Origin of the sequence: Citrobacter amalonaticus, from assembly GCF_002918555.1 — a bacterium.
GTDB classification, from domain to species: domain Bacteria; phylum Pseudomonadota; class Gammaproteobacteria; order Enterobacterales; family Enterobacteriaceae; genus Citrobacter_C; species Citrobacter_C amalonaticus_A.
The window spans coordinates 309,228-327,554 of sequence record NZ_PQMB01000003.1; the positions used below are offsets into that span (position 1 = coordinate 309,228).

General features: G+C 53.8%; 17 protein-coding genes. 8 read left to right on the forward strand and 9 right to left on the reverse strand.

What is annotated here, in order from left to right; all coding sequences use genetic code 11:
* Window positions 1–156: 156 nt before the first annotated feature.
* The 4 genes from thyA to rppH all read right to left on the reverse strand — a co-directional run bounded on the left by thyA (window position 157) and on the right by rppH (window position 4,913).
* Entirely contained in the window at window positions 157–951 is a 795-nt protein-coding gene (gene thyA / locus C3432_RS14005; protein WP_103777215.1) for a thymidylate synthase, read from the reverse strand.
* A gap of 6 nt (window positions 952–957) precedes the next feature.
* Entirely contained in the window at window positions 958–1,833 is an 876-nt protein-coding gene (lgt, locus tag C3432_RS14010; protein ID WP_103777216.1) for a prolipoprotein diacylglyceryl transferase, read from the reverse strand.
* 290 nt (window positions 1,834–2,123) lie between these two features.
* Complete coding sequence (ptsP, locus tag C3432_RS14015; protein ID WP_103777217.1) at window positions 2,124–4,370, reverse strand: phosphoenolpyruvate--protein phosphotransferase; 2,247 nt, start codon at window positions 4,368–4,370, stop codon at window positions 2,124–2,126.
* A 12-nt stretch (window positions 4,371–4,382) separates the two neighbouring features.
* A complete protein-coding gene (gene rppH / locus C3432_RS14020; RefSeq protein WP_103777218.1) occupies window positions 4,383–4,913 on the reverse strand; it encodes an RNA pyrophosphohydrolase in 531 nt (176 codons plus the stop codon).
* Between the two features lie 684 nt (window positions 4,914–5,597).
* On the opposite strand from rppH, the gene mutH reads away from it, so the two are divergent.
* From mutH to C3432_RS14055, 4 genes are all read left to right on the forward strand, one after another.
* Entirely contained in the window at window positions 5,598–6,293 is a 696-nt protein-coding gene (mutH, locus tag C3432_RS14035) for a DNA mismatch repair endonuclease MutH (RefSeq protein ID WP_103777221.1), read from the forward strand.
* A 73-nt stretch (window positions 6,294–6,366) separates the two neighbouring features.
* Entirely contained in the window at window positions 6,367–7,080 is a 714-nt protein-coding gene (locus C3432_RS14040; protein ID WP_103777222.1) for a TerC family protein, read from the forward strand.
* A 134-nt stretch (window positions 7,081–7,214) separates the two neighbouring features.
* Complete coding sequence (gene ygdR, locus C3432_RS14045; RefSeq protein WP_103777223.1) at window positions 7,215–7,433, forward strand: lipoprotein YgdR; 219 nt, start codon at window positions 7,215–7,217, stop codon at window positions 7,431–7,433.
* A 247-nt stretch (window positions 7,434–7,680) separates the two neighbouring features.
* On the forward strand, window positions 7,681–8,721 hold the full coding sequence (locus C3432_RS14055; RefSeq protein WP_103777225.1) for an NADP(H)-dependent aldo-keto reductase: 1,041 nt from the start codon (window positions 7,681–7,683) through the stop codon (window positions 8,719–8,721).
* Window positions 8,722–8,754: 33 nt separating this feature from the next.
* Here the strand turns inward: C3432_RS14055 and lplT are convergent, their stop codons facing one another.
* From lplT to C3432_RS27670, 3 genes are all read right to left on the reverse strand, one after another.
* On the reverse strand, window positions 8,755–9,951 hold the full coding sequence (gene lplT / locus C3432_RS14060) for a lysophospholipid transporter LplT (protein WP_103777226.1): 1,197 nt from the start codon (window positions 9,949–9,951) through the stop codon (window positions 8,755–8,757).
* Window positions 9,944–12,103 carry a bifunctional acyl-ACP--phospholipid O-acyltransferase/long-chain-fatty-acid--ACP ligase gene (gene aas, locus C3432_RS14065; protein ID WP_103777227.1) on the reverse strand — a complete coding sequence of 720 codons (2,160 nt, stop codon included), beginning with the start codon at window positions 12,101–12,103 and terminating at the stop codon, window positions 9,944–9,946. The genes lplT and aas overlap by 8 nt, the downstream gene beginning before the upstream one ends.
* A 192-nt stretch (window positions 12,104–12,295) precedes the next feature.
* Entirely contained in the window at window positions 12,296–12,580 is a 285-nt protein-coding gene (locus tag C3432_RS27670; RefSeq protein WP_181012917.1) for a hypothetical protein, read from the reverse strand.
* A gap of 117 nt (window positions 12,581–12,697) precedes the next feature.
* Here C3432_RS27670 and galR point away from each other — a divergent pair, with 117 nt between their 5' ends.
* Together galR and C3432_RS14085 are read left to right on the forward strand one after the other, a co-directional pair.
* Window positions 12,698–13,726, forward strand: a complete 1,029-nt coding sequence (gene galR / locus C3432_RS14080; protein ID WP_103777229.1) for an HTH-type transcriptional regulator GalR — start codon at window positions 12,698–12,700, stop codon at window positions 13,724–13,726.
* Window positions 13,727–13,739: 13 nt separating this feature from the next.
* Window positions 13,740–14,765 (forward strand): LacI family DNA-binding transcriptional regulator, encoded by a 1,026-nt coding sequence (locus C3432_RS14085; RefSeq protein ID WP_103777230.1) that lies wholly within the window; start codon window positions 13,740–13,742, stop codon window positions 14,763–14,765.
* A gap of 65 nt (window positions 14,766–14,830) precedes the next feature.
* Here the strand turns inward: C3432_RS14085 and lysA are convergent, their stop codons facing one another.
* Window positions 14,831–16,093: a diaminopimelate decarboxylase gene (gene lysA / locus C3432_RS14090; RefSeq protein ID WP_103777231.1), complete on the reverse strand. Its 1,263-nt coding sequence runs from the start codon at window positions 16,091–16,093 to the stop codon at window positions 14,831–14,833.
* A 117-nt stretch (window positions 16,094–16,210) separates the two neighbouring features.
* On the opposite strand from lysA, the gene C3432_RS14095 reads away from it, so the two are divergent.
* The gene (locus C3432_RS14095) at window positions 16,211–17,146 is read left to right on the forward strand and encodes a LysR family transcriptional regulator (RefSeq protein WP_103777232.1); all 936 of its coding nucleotides are present in this window, start codon (window positions 16,211–16,213) and stop codon (window positions 17,144–17,146) included.
* Here C3432_RS14095 and C3432_RS14100 read toward each other — a convergent pair.
* Entirely contained in the window at window positions 17,133–17,825 is a 693-nt protein-coding gene (locus C3432_RS14100; RefSeq protein ID WP_103777233.1) for an aspartate/glutamate racemase, read from the reverse strand. The two genes, C3432_RS14095 and C3432_RS14100, sit on opposite strands and share 14 nt — an antisense overlap.
* A 143-nt stretch (window positions 17,826–17,968) precedes the next feature.
* On the opposite strand from C3432_RS14100, the gene C3432_RS14105 reads away from it, so the two are divergent.
* Window positions 17,969–18,295: a cupin domain-containing protein gene (locus C3432_RS14105; RefSeq protein ID WP_103777234.1), complete on the forward strand. Its 327-nt coding sequence runs from the start codon at window positions 17,969–17,971 to the stop codon at window positions 18,293–18,295.
* Window positions 18,296–18,327: the final 32 nt, after the last annotated feature.

Consider the following 18,327-nt stretch of genomic DNA (forward strand, 5'->3'; position numbering starts at 1 on the left):
AAAACGAGGCGAGAATTTGGCTTATTCGGCGGGTCACGAGAAATAGTTATCGTATTGCAACACGTTGCAAAATTTCAGGAATCAGCGCCGAAGAATGACGTTCTGGCGAAAAAAAACCGACGCACGCAGGCGTCGGCTATGACAGGATAACGCAGGTCAGATAGCAACCGGCGCTTTGATTCCCGGATGTGGGTCGTAGCCTTCAATCTCGAAATCTTCAAAACGGTAGTCGAAGATAGAGTCAGGCTTACGCTTAATCACCAGCTTCGGCAGCGCGCGCGGCTCGCGGCTTAACTGTAAATGCGTCTGTTCCATGTGATTGCTGTACAGGTGAGTATCTCCCCCTGTCCAGACAAAATCGCCCACGTCGAGGGAGCACTGCTGCGCCATCATATGCACCAACAACGCATAGCTGGCAATATTGAACGGCAGGCCGAGGAACACGTCACATGAACGCTGATAGAGCTGGCACGATAGCTTGCCGTCTGCAACGTAGAACTGGAAGAACGCGTGGCATGGCGCAAGCGCCATTTTATCCAGTTCGCCGACGTTCCACGCAGAAACGATAATACGACGAGAATCTGGATCGTTTTTAAGCTGATTCACAACGGTGGTGATCTGGTCAATATGGCGTCCATCTGGTGCTGGCCATGAGCGCCACTGCTTGCCGTATACCGGGCCAAGATTGCCGTTCTCATCAGCCCATTCGTCCCAGATTGTCACATTGTTTTCATGCAGGTATGCCACATTAGTATCGCCCTGCAGGAACCACAAAAGTTCATGAATAATGGAGCGCAGATGGCAACGTTTGGTTGTAACCAGCGGAAATCCTTCCTGCAGGTTAAAACGCATCTGATGACCAAAAATGGAAAGCGTTCCGGTTCCGGTACGGTCGTTTTTCTGTGTGCCTTCATCCAGCACTTTTTGCATCAGTTCTAAATACTGTTTCATGGTTCCTCAGGAAACGTGTTGCTGCGGGCGACGGCGATAAGCCCAAATCATCATAATCACACCAGCGACAATCATCGGGATAGAGAGGATCTGCCCCATGCTGATGTACTGTACCCATGTGCCGGTAAACTGCGCATCCGGCTGGCGGAAGAATTCGACAATAATACGAAACGCGCCATAGCCTATCAGGAACAGACCTGAAACTGACCCCATTGGACGCGGTTTGCGAATGAACAGGTTAAGAATGATAAACAGCACAATCCCTTCCAGCACCATTTCATACAGCTGGGACGGATGGCGCGGCAGCATGCCGTAGGTATCAAAGATTGACTGCCACTGCGGATGCGACGGCAGCAGAGCGATATCTTCCGCACGTGAACCAGGGAAAAGCATCGCAAACGGGGAGTTCGGATCGACCCGCCCCCACAGTTCACCATTGATAAAGTTGCCCAGACGACCCGCGCCAAGACCAAACGGGATCAGCGGCGCAATAAAATCAGAAACCTGGAAGAAGTTACGTTTGGTACGTCTGGCGAAGATAATCATCACCAGAATCACACCGATAAGCCCGCCGTGGAAGGACATACCGCCGTCCCAGACGCGGAAAAGATACAGCGGATTATCAAGGAACAGCGGGAAGTTATAGAACAGCACGTAACCAATACGCCCGCCGAGGAAGACCCCGAGGAAACCTGCATAGAGTAAGTTTTCAACTTCGTTTTTGGTCCAGCCGCTTCCCGGACGGTTGGCGCGACGAGTCGCCAGCCACATCGCAAAAACAAACCCCACCAGATACATCAGGCCGTACCAGTGAAGGGCGACGGGTCCAATTGAGAAAATGACCGGATCGAATTCCGGAAAATGCAGATAGCTACTGATCATCTGTCACCACAAGTTCTTGTTATTTCGCTGAAATAAGACAGCCATTGATATGTGCGCCTGCCGATGACAGGTGCGCCAAAGGTGCGAATAATAGCACAAGGGGAAGACTGGCGGTGCCTGTAAGATGTAAAAGATATGTATACCCGTCATACTTCAGGTTGCCGGAGCGTTGGCTTTGTTACCCGGCCCATCCCTGGCCTCCCCCCTTTGGGGCCAGCGCAAGCGCTGTTCAAAACGACTACGCCGTTTTGTCCCGCAACCAACTCGAATTATTTAGCGTTTTTACTCTTTCACAATCCCCCGCGTATCAGCCCACCCATGCCGCGACGCTCCATAAACGCGGCCACCTGATGACGTACCTCCGTCGCCAGCTGCGCCTCCAGGCTGCGCTGGGCAAGGTTTTGCGCATCGGCAAAATCAATATGGCGCAACAGATACTTAACGCGAGCCACCGAACGTCCGTTCATGGACAAATGACGGAAGCCCAGGCCGATCAGAATCGCTACGCACATCGGGTCACCCGCCATTTCACCGCACAGACGCAGATCGATGCCGCTTCTCTCCGCTTCCAGGGCAATCATCGCCAGCGCACGCAGCATTCCGGGGTGCAGGCTATCGTAGATGCTGGCAACGCGGGTGTTGTTGCGATCGACCGCCAGAATATACTGGGTCAAATCGTTTGTGCCGACAGAGATAAAGTCGATCCGGTTTGCCAGATGCGGCAGCATAAATACCATTGACGGTACTTCCAGCATGATGCCAATCCGGGGTTTCGGGATCGCATAACCGATCATCTCTTCCACTTCACGTCCAGCACGCTCGATCAGGCGCCGCGCTTCATCCACTTCATCAATACTGGTGACCATCGGCAACAATATGCTGAGGTTACCCGTTGCGGCGTTGGCACGCATCATGGCGCGAACCTGGATCAAAAAAATCTCCGGTTGATCGAGCGTAATGCGGATCCCACGCCAGCCGAGGCAAGGATTTTCTTCGCTGATTGGCATATAAGGCAGCTGCTTGTCCGCCCCCACATCCAGCGTTCGCAGGGTCACCGGCTTGTCGTTAAACATCTGCAACATACCCTGATACTGCGCAACCTGCTCCTCTTCCGACGGGAAGCCGCTTTGCAGCATAAACGGGATTTCGGTGCGATACAGGCCAATGCCGTCAATGCGGCTACCCAGCTTTTCCTCATGTTCCGGGCTGAGACCGGCGTTGAGCATGATCTTCACCCGCTCACCGCTTTTCAGCTGTGCGGGCAGGTTTACGTCATCTTCCGCCAGGCGGCTAAGCTCAATTTCTTCGCTGATAAGGCGCTGATATTCCTGAACCAGTACCGGTTCAGGGTCGACCAACAGCTCCCCGCGATAGCCATCCACGACCAGCGTGCGGCGGTGCAGAACCGATGGCTGAATATCCGCCCCCATCACGGTCGGGATACCGAGCGCCCGTACCATAATCGCAGCATGAGAGTTCGCCGCGCCGTCACGGACAACGACACCTGCCAGCCGGTCCTGCGGCAGCTCAGCCAGCGTAGCGGCGGAAAGCTCGTCAGCAACCAGAATAAAGCGCTCAGGCCAGGCGTTCGGTCCCTGGATGGCGTCATCAAGGTGGAACAGCAGACGCTGGCCCAGCGCACGCAAATCTCCGGCGCGCTCTTTAAGGTAGCTATCGCTGAGTGTGGCAAATTGTTCGGCGAACTTTTCGATGATCGTTTTAACCGCCCACTCAGCCACCGAACCTTTATCCACTTCGGCAAACAGTTCACGGCGCAGTCGGGCATCGGAGAGCAGGTGCGAATAGAGATCGAAAATGGCCGCCGTCTCTTTTTGCGCCCCGGCAGAAAAACGCTTGCTGTAGCGACGAAATTCGTTAGCGGCCTCTTCCAGCGCGCCGGTAAGACGTTCGCGCTCCAGCGCCGAATCGAGTGTCGACGCCTGGTAAACCTGCTCCATCAACGGCAGCGTCGCATCCTGCCAGCCTTCTGCAATTGCCACGCCAGGCGCTGCCGGTAACGCACGGATCCGCGTCTGGCGATATTGCCCAAACAGCGCGGTAAGCTGTGATTGCGAGAGAATGGCCGCCATTTGGGTGGCCAGGGTAACGAGGAAAGACTCTTCACTCTCGTCGTACTGACGCAGCTCGCGTTGCTGTACCACCAGCACCCCCAGCAGCTGACGTCGCTGGATAATGGGCACGCCCAGAAAAGCGCGAAAACGCTCTTCTTTTACCGAAGGTATGTACTTAAAGCTGGGGTGTTTTTGCGCATCGGCGAGGTTGATCGGTTCCGCCAGCCTGCCAACCAGGCCGACGATACCTTCATCAAACGCGAGTGCAACAGTGCGACCGCGTGGTTTTTTAAGCCCCCGCGTCGCCATGAGGTAGTAACAACGTCGGTCATGATCGGCCAGGTAAACCGAACAGACCTCTGTATCCATCGCAAGACAGATGTCGGTGACCAGTATATTCAGCGCTTCATTGAGACGGGGTGCGCTGGCCACCTTTTCGACTATTTCGCGCAGGCGGGTGAGCATAATTTGCGTAACTTAACCTCTTTTACGTCGCCAGGCAGGTGCGCTCTGCGGCTTCGGAGCACTCTCCTGAAGCGCCATCACAACACTTGCAAACTCTTTCATCACCCTACGATAAACATCGCGTTTAAATGAAACCACTTGTCGGACCGGATACCAGTAACTCACCCAGCGCCAGCCATCGAACTCAGGCGTGCTGCTGGTTTGCATATTGATTTCCGCGTCGGCGCTCATCAATTGCAGGAGAAACCACTTCTGTTTCTGGCCGATACACACCGGCTTTGTATCCCAACGCACCAAACGCTTTGGTAACTTGTAACGCAACCAGTTACGAGTAGAGGCAAGGATCCGCACATCTTTACGGCTTAACCCTACTTCTTCAAACAGTTCCCGGTACATCGCCTGTTCTGCTGATTCTCCTGGATTAATCCCGCCTTGCGGAAACTGCCAGGAGTGCTGACCAAATCGCCGGGCCCACATAACCTGCCCCTGACGATTACAAATTACGATACCTACATTTGGGCGGTAGCCATCGTCATCAATCACCGGACTACCTCAACATAAACCTTATATATGAATGATTGTTTCACACTCCAGACAGGCGGTAAACCACTGTGTTGGCAACGTGCATATCTAATAACAATTGAATAACTCACAGTTAAGAAGCAAGTTATAAACAGATAACGGGCATGACAGGCGATTTTATTCACTTTTTCTGTGGATATAGTTGTGAAGAAGTATGGAATTACTACGGGAAAACCCGGAACAGTCTGAATCGCCCTTCCCCGACACCTTAAAAATAGTTATTATTATTCATTAAGTTATATATAAAACATGTAACTATACAGGTAAAAAAGTGACACACATCACATAGAAGATCCTCTTGCTGATGAAAGATCGACCAGCGTCGATTTTATCCACAGATTGTGCCAGTAAGTTAGACACAATTTGGCTGAAAATTCGATTTTCGTCGCACGTCAAGGCTGTAAATTGAAACAGTAGTGGCACTTTTTCACAGTTATCCCATCTTTCTGTGGATAACATGGTGTAAGATCCTGTTTATTTTCAGTGACCAGAATTGGAAAACCTGTTTCGCCGTTGCGCAACGCTACCGTTCGAACAATAAAATTCAATATAAATCATGGCATTGAATCTGGTGCGTGGAAAAAGATAAACTCTGTCCACGCGGTATAAAATCATTGTTCATTTTTTCGCCTAAGGTTTTACACGATGCCTGCACTGACGCCTTTACTCTCGCCACCCGAATCCGAAGCCCAACTGTTCGCTCAGGCGCAGCGACTTTCAGGCTATACGCTGGGTGAGCTGGCAACGCTTGCCGGACTGGTAACGCCAAAAGATCTGAAGCGGGACAAAGGCTGGATTGGCATCTTGCTGGAGATCTGGCTCGGGGCCAGCGCGGGAAGCAAACCTGAGCAGGATTTCGCCGCCCTGGGCGTGGAACTTAAAACCATTCCAGTGGATAGCCAGGGCCGCCCGCTGGAAACGACGTTTGTATGCGTCGCGCCATTAACCGGAAACAGCGGCGTAACGTGGCAGACAAGCCATGTGCGGCATAAGCTCAAACGGGTTCTCTGGATCCCCGTCGAGGGTGAACGCAGTATTCCCCTGGCCCGGCGTCACGTCGGCTCCCCGCTATTGTGGAGTCCGGATGAAGAAGAAGAGCGTCAGTTACGTCTCGACTGGGAAGAGTTGATGGATATGATCGTACTCGGTCAGGTGGAGCGAATCACGGCCCGACATGGCGAATTTTTACAATTGCGTCCAAAGGCGGCGAATGCCAAAGCGCTGACCGAAGCCATCGGCGCGCAGGGCGAGCCAATCCTGACGTTGCCGCGTGGTTTCTACCTGAAAAAGAACTTCACTCGCGCATTGTTGGATCGCCATTTTTTATTACAGCAACCTTAGCACGCTCCGGACTTTCACCTGCCGCGCTCCAGGCCTATAATTACCGCTTCTTTTTTTGGCAGGACTTTTTTCGATGTTATTTGCATGGATAACCGATCCTAACGCCTGGCTTGCGCTCGGTACGCTGACGCTGCTGGAGATCGTTCTCGGGATCGATAATATTATTTTCCTCTCTCTGGTTGTGGCAAAACTGCCCACCGCGCAGCGAAGCCACGCCCGACGTCTGGGACTGGCAGCAGCAATGGTGATGCGTTTAGCGCTGCTGGCCTCGATTGCCTGGGTTACGCGCCTGACGAATCCCCTGTTTGAGGTCTTTGGCGAAGCGATTTCCGCGCGTGATTTGATCCTTCTGCTCGGGGGGTTGTTCCTCATCTGGAAGGCCAGTAAGGAGATTCACGAATCGATCGAAGGTGAAGCAGAGGGCCTGAAAACGCGTGTCTCTTCCTTTATGGGGGCGATCGTGCAGATCATGTTGCTGGATATCATCTTCAGTCTGGATTCGGTGATCACGGCGGTCGGTCTGTCCGATCATCTGTTCATTATGATGGCGGCAGTCGTCATTGCGGTCGGCGTGATGATGTTCGCCGCGCGCCCTATTGGCGAATTTGTCGACAGACACCCCTCGGTAAAGATGCTGGCGCTCTCATTCCTGATTCTTGTTGGCTTTACCCTGATTCTGGAAAGCTTCGATGTCCACGTCCCTAAAGGGTATATCTACTTCGCGATGTTCTTCTCTATCGCGGTAGAGAGCCTGAATCTGTTGCGTAATAAAAAGAATCCGCTGTGATCCCATTCGCTCCTGACCGGGAGCGAATATTCCCCTTATTTCACTCACAGTTTAAGATTTTACTGCTTTCATCGCGCATAACTTCACGTTATTACTAAACTATTATCAGACGCAGGCCACGTGAGGATAAATGGATGAAAAAATGGGCAGTCGTAATTTCCGCAGTAGGACTCGCTTTTGCTGTTTCCGGATGCAGTAGTGATTATGTCATGGCAACAAAAGATGGCCGGATGATCCTGACCGACGGAAAACCAGAAATTGATGATGATACCGGTCTGGTGAGCTATCACGATCAGCAAGGTAATTCGATGCAGATTAACCGTGATGAAGTTTCGCAAATCATTGAGCGCTAGTACCCGACAATCCTGAATGAGGCCAGCCTCTCCGTTGGCCTTTAGAATTTTCCCTTTCCTTTTTCCCTCCTGTTTGCCATTTTTATAGACCCAATGGATTTCAAATTGCATTGAGGCGACAAGTCCGCGAGTCCCCAGGAGCATAGATAAGTATGTGAGCAGGGGTGAGTTGACGCCGCCAACAAACTTGCAGTGTGAAAGACGAAGGGTATAGTCCTTATGTCTTGATAATAAAAAGGAAACGGCTATGCAATATCACCGTATACCCCACAGCTCGCTTGAAGTCAGTACACTGGGGCTGGGCACAATGACGTTTGGTGAACAAAATAGCGAAGCCGACGCACACGCACAGCTCAACTATGCCGTCGCGAATGGCATTAACCTCATCGACGTTGCCGAGATGTACCCGGTACCGCCGCGTCCGGAGACGCAGGGGCTTACCGAAACGTACGTCGGTAACTGGCTGGCGAAGCATGGCAGCCGCGAAAAGTTAGTCCTTGCCTCAAAGGTGAGCGGACCGGCACGTAATAATGACAGCGGTATTCGACCGAATCAGGCGCTGGACCGTAAAAATATCCGTGAAGCGCTGCACGACAGCCTGAAAAGGCTACAGACCGATTATCTCGATTTGTATCAGGTTCACTGGCCACAGCGCCCAACGAACTGCTTTGGTAAGCTGGGATACAGCTGGACGGACTCCGCCCCGGTGATTTCTCTGCTGGATACGCTGGACGCCCTGGCAGAGTTCCAGAGAGCGGGTAAGATTCGCTACATCGGCGTCTCTAACGAAACGGCCTTTGGCGTGATGCGTTATCTGCATCTGGCGGATAAGCATGATCTGCCGCGTATCGTCACTATTCAGAACCCTTACAGCCTGGTGAACCGCAGCTTTGAAGTCGGACTGGCGGAAGTCAGCCAGTACGAAGGCGTGGAGCTACTGGCCTATTCCTGTCTGGCATTTGGCACCCTGACCGGTAAGTACCTCAACGGCGCGAAACCGGCCGGCGCACGCAACACATTGTTCAGCCGTTTTACGCGCTACAGCGGCGAACAGACACAAAAGGCGGTCGCCGCATATGTGGATATCGCGAAACGCCATAACCTCGACCCGGCCCGGATGGCGCTGGCTTTTGTGCGTCATCAGCCGTTTGTCGCCAGCACCCTGCTGGGTGCTACCACGATGGAACAGCTGAAGAGCAACATTGAGAGCTTACATCTGGCGCTAAGCGAAGAAGTATTAGCGGAAATTGAAGCGGTGCACCAGGTTTATACGTACCCGGCACCGTGATGAAAAGTGCCGGGGAGTTTCCCGGCACAAAAACTACGCCTGGCGGCGTTGCCAGACCCACAGCGCCGCGATTGCCAGAGCAAACAGTCCGCCAAAGCCGATACCGATCGCAACGACCGGTATTCCCACCAGCACCGCCAGCGAATAAAGTCCCAGCATCAGCAGCATCGCACTGTTTTCACCCAGATTCTGCACCGCAATCGCATTTCCGGCACCGACACTCTTCTTACCACGCTCCTGTAGTAACGCATTGAGCGGCACCACGAAAAAGCCGCCCAGCACGCCAATAAGCATCAGCAGCGCATAAGCCGGAAGCAGCGCGTGTTGCAGGGAGAAAATCAGTACCACCACGCCTATCAGGATCCCCGCTGGCATGCAGCGCGCCACCGTTTCCAGGGTGACCAGTTTTGCTGCCGCCCCGGCGCCCACCACAATACCAACGGCGACCATCGCGTTCAGATAGGTCGGCGTGGCGTTATCGGTAATGCCTAACGCCACCGGCACCCACAGTACCAGCAGAAAACGCAGCGTCACGCCAGCACCCCAGAACAGGCTGGTGCCCACCAGTGAAAACCGCGTTTCTCCATTGCGCCACAGCGACGTACAGGCACAGAAAAAGCTGCGCACCATGTTCGCCAGATGCCAGGACTGTCCGGGACGTGCGGCGGCCAGCCGCGGAATAAACAGGTTCGCCACCACCGCCCCCGCATAGGCCAACGCACAGGCCACCAGTGCTGCAATCACGTGCCAGTCAGCCAGCACGCCACCCGCCACAGAGCCCAGCAGAATCGCCGCAATGGTAGAGGCTTCCATCAAACCGTTAGCCTTCACTAGCTTATCGCCCGTCGTCAGCTCACCGAGAATGCCATATTTCGCCGGAGAGTAGGCCGCTGCGCCAATTCCCACCAGGGTATAGCCGACAAATGGATTAAAGCCGAAGCAAATACTCGCCGCCCCCAGTAGCTTAAGACCGTTGGCAAACATCATCACCCGGCCTTTGGCAAAGCTGTCTGCCACCTGCCCCACAAAGGGAGCAAAAAGAATGTAAGCACCTACAAACACCATTTGCAGGATCGGCTGACTCCAGTCCGGATAGAACTGTTCCTTCAGCAGCGCCAGCGTGGCAAACAGCAGCGCGTTATCCCCAAACGCAGAGAGGAACTGCGCGGCAATAACGGACATCATCCCTTTCGACCAGATCGACGTGTTAGTACGTACTGACTCACTCATTGTGTTTTTCCGATTCATCAACCCAGCTTTTCAGCGTCACGAAATCCGGCTTACCGCTGCCGAGTAACGGGAGCTGTTTCAGGTAACGGATATCCCGCGGTACGGCCAGTTCAGGCACACCGTGTGTGCGGGCATACTGGAGTAGTTTTTCACGCGTCAGCTCACTGTCGGTGGTGAACAGAACCAGCGCCTCACCTTTGCTGGCGTCGCTCTTGATCGCCGTTGCGTGCATTTTCTCTGCCGAGACGCCCTGCGCCAGTTGTTCAACCATCTCCAGCGACACCATCTCACCAGCAATTTTAGCAAAGCGTTTGGCACGCCCCTGGATCTGCACAAAACCGTTTTCATCGAAGCGTACGATATCGCCGGTGTCATACCAGCCACGCTCCATCTCACCCTGTGCATTTTCCGCCGACGGCACTTCCAGCACGCCCGGTTTCTCCACGCGCAGATAGCCGTTCATGATATTGGGACCTTTCAACTGCAGGCGTCCTCCGTCTTCAATACCGGGAACCGCCAGCAGACGGGCATCCATACCGGGCAGGATACGCCCTACGGTGCCAGGTTTTGCCGCCATCGGCACGTTAATCGACACTACCGGCGCGCATTCGGTCACACCATAACCTTCCAGAATGCGCAGGCCAAACTTGTCCTGCCAGAGCTGCTTTGTGCTCTCCTGCAACTTCTCCGCCCCTGCGACGACATAGCGCAGACGATAGAAATCATACGGATGTGCAAAGCGCGCATAATTACCGAGGAAGGTGGAGGTTCCAAACAGCACCGTACAGTTCCGGTCATATACCAGCTCAGGCACGATGCGATAATGCAGCGGGCTGGGATAGAGGAAAACTTCCGCCCCGGTCAGTAACGGCGTGAACAGGCCAACCGTCAGACCAAAAGAGTGAAACAGCGGCAGCGCCGACATAAAGCGATCGTTAGCAGTGAAGTCGGCAATCGTTTTAATCTGCTCGACGTTGGCCAACAGGCTCTTATGACTGTGCACCACGCCTTTCGGATGGCCTTCAGAGCCAGAGGTAAAGAGGATCACCGCGGCCTCTTCCGGCTGTTGTTTCACCTGCGCCAGATGCGGCATCAGCAGATGGGCAAAAATCCACAGTTTATCGCCGGTGGTCACATCGGCTTTTAAATCTTCCAGATAGATCCAGCGAACCTGGGTTAGCTGTTCTGGCAAGTGCCAGAGTTTGCCTTTATCGAGGAACTGACGGGAAGTAAAAATGGTTTTGATTTCAGCGGCGGTAATCGCGCTGTTCAGCCCTTTCACGCCTGCCGTGTAGTTCATCATGGCCGGAATACGGCGGCGGGAAACCGCGCCAAATATCACCGCCGCGCTGATCGCCGCATTCGGCAGCATCAGCCCAATCTTTTCCCCTTCAACGCTGTATTTTTCCAGAATACGTGCGACAAACAGCGTCCTGGTCAGCAGCTGGCGATAAGTATCCGGCTTAAAGTTAATATCTTCAATGCAGGGTTTACCGGCACCATAGCGATACTTTGCCGCCAGCAGCGATTCGTACAGCGTCTCACGCGGACGCACCGCCATGCGGGCTTCCATCATAATCTGATGCAGCATTTCACCTGCCATTTTACGCCTGTCGCGCGCGCGCGGCGCGTCCGGCATCGGCAATGTCGTCGGGGGCAGAATATGCAGATGAATACGCGGGAAAAAGCGTCGTTTCACCAGACCTTTCAGACGGCTGAAGTGGGTTAACTCTGCTCCTTCAATACGCACGGGCACCACTGTCGCCCCCGATTTCGCCGCCACAAAACCAGCGCCGTCGTAAATTTTCATCAACGACCCGCTTACCGAAATGCGTCCTTCCGGAAAGATCACCACCGGACGTCCCTGCTCGACCAGGCGAACCAGGTGTTTAATTGCCATGGGTTTGGTGGGATCAAGTGGAACGAAATCAATCAGCGACTTCAACCAGCGCATGTACCACTGCTGGCTAATAGAGGTGTAGACCGCGAAAACTGGACGAACGGGCAGAAACAGCGTCAGCAGAATGCCATCGATAAACGAGACATGGTTTGGCGTAATGAGGATGCGCTCTCCCTGTAGCGCCTGAGTATCTCCCGTGACACGCACGCGATAAAACATGCGACACAGATTACGAAAAAAGCCCAAAAGCATATCAACTCCCTTTGCTCACGATTCAGTAAACAGAAATGGGGGCAGATTACACGAGATGGAGAACAGGAGCGACAGTAAAATAGAGACGAAAAAAAACCTGCGCATCCGCGCAGGTTGGTGCAAGAGACAAGGTACGAAGAGCGTACCGAATAATCTCACCAATCAATACCTCTGGGATCCTGATTGTGGTATTTACCCGTCCGCTTCGCCAGTCAGAAAACGCAAAGGAATGAAGGGAAATGCAACGATATGTGTAAATTGTCGGTTGCTGTTACAGATTGATGAAACAGACAAAAAAAAACCTGCGCATCTGCGCAGGCTGGTGTAATGCGTGTGTTCAACCCGAAAGTTGACTTCACCTATCAATACCTCTGGGATCCCAACGTTAACAATTCGTCGCCCGCCGCCACCAGCGAACAATCGCAACAGCCCTGCGTAAAATGTAACTAAAAATGAGCATTCTCTATCTTCAGTCATACATCGCCTGGCGTTTGTTCACAATTGCAAGGTTCTGACGGGCAATCTGCTTGAACAGACCTTCATTTTCCGTACACTGGCAGGATGTAAGCGTTTACCCCTATAGGTACTATTGTCATGGCGACCATAAAGGATGTAGCCCGACTGGCTGGTGTTTCAGTCGCCACCGTTTCTCGTGTGATCAACGCTTCCCCAAAAGCCAGTGAAGCCTCTCGCCTTGCCGTAACCAGTGCGATGGAGTCGCTCAGCTATCACCCGAACGCCAACGCCCGCGCCCTGGCGCAACAATCCACGGAGACTCTGGGCCTGGTGGTTGGCGATGTCTCCGATCCCTTTTTCGGCGCAATGGTCAAAGCGGTTGAGCAGGTGGCGTATCGCACGGGTAATTTTTTACTGATCGGTAATGGCTACCATAACGAACAAAAAGAAAGGCAGGCCATCGAACAACTGATCCGTCACCGCTGCGCGGCGCTGGTTGTCCACGCGAAGATGATCCCCGATGCGGATCTGGCCTCATTGATGCAGCAAATACCGGGAATGGTGTTAATCAACCGGATCCTCCCGGGTTTTGAACAGCGCTGCGTCGCACTGGACGATCGCTACGGCGCATGGCTGGCGACTCGCCACCTGATTCAGCAGGGGCATACGCGGATTGGCTACCTTTGCTCCAATCATTCCATTTCCGACGCCGAAGATCGCCTGAAGGGTTACTATGACGCCCTCGCCGAGAGCAATATTGTAGCGAATGACCGGCTGGTGACGTTTGGCGAACCGGACGAAAGCGGCGGCGAACAGGCAATGACCGAGCTGTTAGGTCGCGGCAGAAACTTCACCGCCGTCGCCTGCTACAACGATTCAATGGCGGCGGGTGCAATGGGTGTGCTCAATGATAACGGTATCGACGTACCGGGTGAAATCTCACTGATTGGCTTTGATGACGTTCTGATCTCACGCTATGTTCGCCCAAGGCTGACAACCATACGTTATCCCATTATCACGATGGCGACTCAGGCCGCAGAACTGGCGCTGGCGCTGGCGGAAAAGCGTCCGTTGCCGGAAATCACGCACGTCTTTAGCCCGACGCTGGTTCGCCGACATTCCGTCATGACGCCGTCGGACTCAGGCCATTTGTCGTCAAACGAATAATCAGGATAGTTTTATGACAACAATGCTGGATGTTTCTCGCCGTGCCGGTGTGTCGAAAGCCACCGTCTCACGCGTACTGAACGGAACCGGTCAGGTTAAAGAAAGCACGCGCCAGAAAGTCTTCAAAGCGATGCAGGCGCTGGATTACCGCCCTAACTTTCTCGCCCGTTCGCTGGCCAACCGGACCAGCAATAGCATCGGTCTGGTGGTTTCGACATTTGACGGATTCTACTTCGGTCGCCTGTTGCAGCAGGCCTCGCGCCAGACGGAATCTCACGGTAAACAGCTGATCGTAACCGATGGTCATGACACGCCGGAACGCGAACTGGAGGCGGTGCAGATGCTGGCTGACAGGCAGTGTGACGCGATCATTCTCTATACGCGCTACATGAACGAAACAGCGATCATGACGCTTATTAATACGCTGCCGATGCCGCTGGTGATCATCAACCGCGACGTCAGCCTGGCGCGCGATCGGGCAATCTTCTTCGAACAGGAAGATGCCGCTTTTCAGGCGGTGGATTACCTTATCTCTCAGGGACATCGCGATATCGCCTGCATTACCGTACCCGGGCATACGCCAACCGGCAAATCCCGTCTGATGGGCTATCGTAAGGCTCTGGAGAAAAACGGCATCGCGTGGGATCCGGGCAAAGTGAAATACGGTGATTCCACCATGATGCGCGGGTACAGCGCATGCAATGAACTACTGCAGGAAGGGGTAAAATTCAGCGCGCTGTTTGCCTGTAACGACGATATGGCGCTGGGCGCGTCCAAAGCGCTGCACCAGGCAGGGCTGAATATTCCACAGGATATCTCGCTATTTGGTTTTGACGACGCCCCCAGCGCAAAATGGCTGGAGCCGGGGCTGTCGACGGTCTATCTGCCTATCGATACGATGATCACTACCGCTATCGATCAGGCCATCCGTCTGGTAAGTGGCGAGGAGATTGAACCTATCCCACCGTTCACGGGAACCCTGGTGCTGCGTGATTCCGTGACCACCGGGCCCTGGTTTACCGGCAGCACCGATGCCTGACGGCATACGCTTATCAGGCCTGCGGCGTTACCTCAACCCACAGGCCGGATAAGGCGACCGGCATGTCAGATCAACTCCAGCGCCAGTAGTTCTTCAATGGTCTGGCGGCGACGTATCAGCCGTGCCTGTCCTTTATCAAATAAGACTTCCGGCAACAGCGGACGGCTGTTGTAATTTGATGACATAGAAGCGCCGTACGCGCCGGTGTCATGCAGCACTAGATAGTCGCCTGGCTCGACCACCGGCAGCGCCCGGGTTTCCACTTTACCGCCTTCCTGCTGGGTGAAGACATCGCCGGATTCGCAAAGCGGCCCCGCCACCACGGTTTCTACCCGTGGTGCGCGATCGAGTGAACGCCCATCCGCCGCCAGCGCGGTAATGTGATGATAGCTGCCGTACATCGCGGGACGCATCAGATCGTTGAAACCGGCATCCACCAGCACAAAATGACGACTCCCCATCTCTTTGACGCTACGCACCTGCGTAACCAACACGCCGGACTGGGCAACCAGGAAACGGCCTGGCTCAATTTCCAGTTTTACGTGATGCCCAAGATGGCGTGCAATCTGCTCACGCGCCGCGTTCCACAGACCATAATAGTGCTGAGTATTCACTACCTCTTCGCCGTCATGATAAGGAATCGATAGCCCGCCGCCTGCAGAAATCGCCTCCAGATCCTGACCACAATCGATCACCTGGCGCACCATCGCACCGCAAACCTGTTCCAGATGTCCGTAATCGACACCGGAACCAATATGCATATGGATACCCACCAGTTTAAGCTGATGGCGCTGCATCACCGCCAGCGCCGCAGGAAGGTCGGTATGCCAAATCCCATGCTTGCTGTTTTCCCCACCGGTGTTGGTTTTCTGGCTGTGTCCGTGGCCAAATCCTGGGTTGACGCGCAGCCAGACGCGATGCCCTGGGGAGACACGACCTAACTGCTCCAGCATATCCACGGAGCCTGCGTTTACCGGGATACTTAGCTCGCTGACGCGGGCAAGCGTAGCGTTATCAATGACATCGGCGGTAAACACAATATCATCAGGATGCGTTTGCGGATCGTAACCCGCTGCCAGCGCACGCTCAATTTCACCTGCTGAGACGGAATCGATCTTCACACCCTGCTCGCGCATTAAACGCAGAATATGGATGTTAGAACAGGCTTTCTGGGCAAAACGTACCACGTCGAACTGGCTGAGTTTAGCAATCTGGGCACGGATAATCTGCGCATCGTAAACCCACACGGGACAGCCAAATTCGGCAGGCAGGCGCAGCAGGTTATCAGCCGTCAGGTCAGTGTCGGTATTGTTGAGTGGGTGTGGCATAACAGACTCCGGTATTCTTTTTTTATGATTACGCCACACTACGAAAAGAATAAAAAATATCGTTTTATTGCGAGTCTATGCAAAAATGATATGAATGACCTTACTGGAGGATTGCCTGTGCCCGCGGTTAACTTGCGCCATATTGAAATTTTTCACGCCATCATGACGACGGGTAACCTGACAGAAGCCGCGCGAATGCTCAATACCTCGCAACCCACCGTCAGCCGTGAGCTGGCGAGATTCGAAAAAGTACTCGGATTAAAATTGTTTGAACGCACGCGCGGACGACTCCAGCCCACGGTACAGGGGCTACGGCTGTTTGAAGAGGTGCAGCGCTCCTGGTATGGTCTCGACAGGATCGTGAACGCGGCGGAGAGCCTGCGCGAATTCCGCCAGGGGGAGCTGTCGATTGTCTGCCTGCCGGTTTTCTCACAGTCTTTTTTACCCCCATTGATTCAGCCGTTCCTGGCCCGCTATCCCGACGTCAGCCTGACTATCGTCCCGCAGGAATCCCCCCTGCTTGAAGAGTGGCTCACCGCTCAGCGTCACGATCTCGGCCTGACAGAAACGCTGCATGCGCCCGCCGGGACCGAACGCATGGAGCTGCTCTCTCTTGATGAGGTCTGCGTCCTGCCACAGGATCATCCGCTGGTGGAAAAAACCGTGTTGACGCCGCAGGATTTCCAGGGGCAAAACTATATCAGTCTGTCACGTACTGACAGCTATCGACAGTTGCTGGATGCGCTGTTTAGCGAGCACAATGTGAAACGCCGGATGGTGGTAGAAACCCACAGCGCCGCCTCGGTTTGCGCGATGGTGCGGGCCGGGGCAGGGATTTCGGTGGTTAACCCGCTTACCGCGCTGGATTACGCAGCAAACGGGGTTGCCGTCCGTCGCTTCAGTATTGCGGTACCGTTTACCGTCAGCCTCATTCGCCCGCTGCATCGTCCCTCTTCCGCTTTGGTTGACGCCTTCAGCAAGCATCTGCAAACCCATTTACCGCGGCTAATTGAGCCTCTTGAAGCGATTTTAGAGCCGGTTACGAAAGCATAAATTCTACCGCATCCGCAGCATGGATCGCCGTGGTATCAAACACCGGCAGCGCGCTACGATCGGCTGGCACCAGCAGGCCAATCTCAGTACACCCAAAGATCACCCCCTGCGCTCCCTGGGCCGCCAGACGTTCGATGACCTGCAGATAATACTGGCGGGATGCTTCGGTCAACTGTCCCAGGCAGAGTTCATCAAAAATTATCTGGTTGATCTTCGCCCGCTCATCAGCTTCCGGCACCAGGCATTCGATGTCAAACTGCTGCGCCAGGCGACCACGGTAAAAATCCTGCTCCATTGTGTAACGCGTGCCCAGCAGCGCGACCCTTGTCATTCCCTGTGCCGTAATCACTCGCCCGGTAGCATCAGCAATATGTAAGAAGGGAAGCGAACAGCGAGATTCAATGGCCGCCGCCACTTTGTGCATGGTGTTGGTACACAACACTATGCCCTCTGCGCCAGCCTGCTGTAAGCCCAGCGCGGCCTCAGCAAGAATATCTCCGGCCCTATCCCATTCACCCCGACTTTGGCACTCTTCGATTTCATGGAAATCAACGCTGTGCAGCAGCAGACTGGCAGAATGCAGCCCGCCAAGACGTTGCCTGATCCCTTCGTTGATCAAACGGTAATAAGGGATCGTCGATTCCCAGCTCATGCCACCCAGCAGACCGATTGTTTTCATTGCACACTCCATTTTGTGAGTCGTTTACCGCAGTGAAGCAAACTTGTGATCAAGTTTCCAGTTCATTTGATCGGCTATTTTCTTTATACTCGCGGTCGGTTAATTTATTTGAAACAACGTTTCAATCAATAACAGGATCCAACATGTTTATTTTTCATAAAGAGACGACGCTTGAAGATCTGGGCAATGGCGTCACCCGCCGTATCCTCGCGCATAACGGTAAAATGATGGCTGTGGAAGTGAACTTCGAACAAGGGGCAGTTGGCCCAATGCACAACCATCCCCATGAACAGCTTACTTATGTACTGTCAGGCGAGTTTGAATTTACGATTGGTGATGAAAAGCATGTCGTCAGTGCTGGCGACACGTTATATAAGAAACCCGATATCATGCACGGTTGCGTCTGCTTAAAATCCGGGACCCTGCTGGATACCTTCACGCCTGTTCGTGAAGATTTCCTGAAATCCTGACGGATATCAATACATTCTGAGCCTTTCTTTCA

Excerpts from the sequence above, each read along its gene's own strand:
- lplT (WP_103777226.1), bottom strand. The coding sequence starts at position 9,951 with ATGAGTGAGTCAGTACGTACTAACACGTCGATCTGGTCGAAAGGGATG.
- mutH (WP_103777221.1), top strand. The coding sequence starts at position 5,598 with ATGCCTGCACTGACGCCTTTACTCTCGCCACCCGAATCCGAAGCCCAA.
- lgt (WP_103777216.1), bottom strand. The coding sequence starts at position 1,833 with ATGATCAGTAGCTATCTGCATTTTCCGGAATTCGATCCGGTCATTTTC.
- C3432_RS14105 (WP_103777234.1), top strand. The coding sequence starts at position 17,969 with ATGTTTATTTTTCATAAAGAGACGACGCTTGAAGATCTGGGCAATGGC.
- C3432_RS27670 (WP_181012917.1), bottom strand. The coding sequence starts at position 12,580 with ATGACTGAAGATAGAGAATGCTCATTTTTAGTTACATTTTACGCAGGG.
- thyA (WP_103777215.1), bottom strand. The coding sequence starts at position 951 with ATGAAACAGTATTTAGAACTGATGCAAAAAGTGCTGGATGAAGGCACA.
- ygdR (WP_103777223.1), top strand. The coding sequence starts at position 7,215 with ATGAAAAAATGGGCAGTCGTAATTTCCGCAGTAGGACTCGCTTTTGCT.
- C3432_RS14055 (WP_103777225.1), top strand. The coding sequence starts at position 7,681 with ATGCAATATCACCGTATACCCCACAGCTCGCTTGAAGTCAGTACACTG.
- lysA (WP_103777231.1), bottom strand. The coding sequence starts at position 16,093 with ATGCCACACCCACTCAACAATACCGACACTGACCTGACGGCTGATAAC.
- ptsP (WP_103777217.1), bottom strand. The coding sequence starts at position 4,370 with ATGCTCACCCGCCTGCGCGAAATAGTCGAAAAGGTGGCCAGCGCACCC.
- C3432_RS14040 (WP_103777222.1), top strand. The coding sequence starts at position 6,367 with ATGTTATTTGCATGGATAACCGATCCTAACGCCTGGCTTGCGCTCGGT.
- aas (WP_103777227.1), bottom strand. The coding sequence starts at position 12,103 with ATGCTTTTGGGCTTTTTTCGTAATCTGTGTCGCATGTTTTATCGCGTG.
- galR (WP_103777229.1), top strand. The coding sequence starts at position 12,698 with ATGGCGACCATAAAGGATGTAGCCCGACTGGCTGGTGTTTCAGTCGCC.
- C3432_RS14085 (WP_103777230.1), top strand. The coding sequence starts at position 13,740 with ATGACAACAATGCTGGATGTTTCTCGCCGTGCCGGTGTGTCGAAAGCC.
- C3432_RS14100 (WP_103777233.1), bottom strand. The coding sequence starts at position 17,825 with ATGAAAACAATCGGTCTGCTGGGTGGCATGAGCTGGGAATCGACGATC.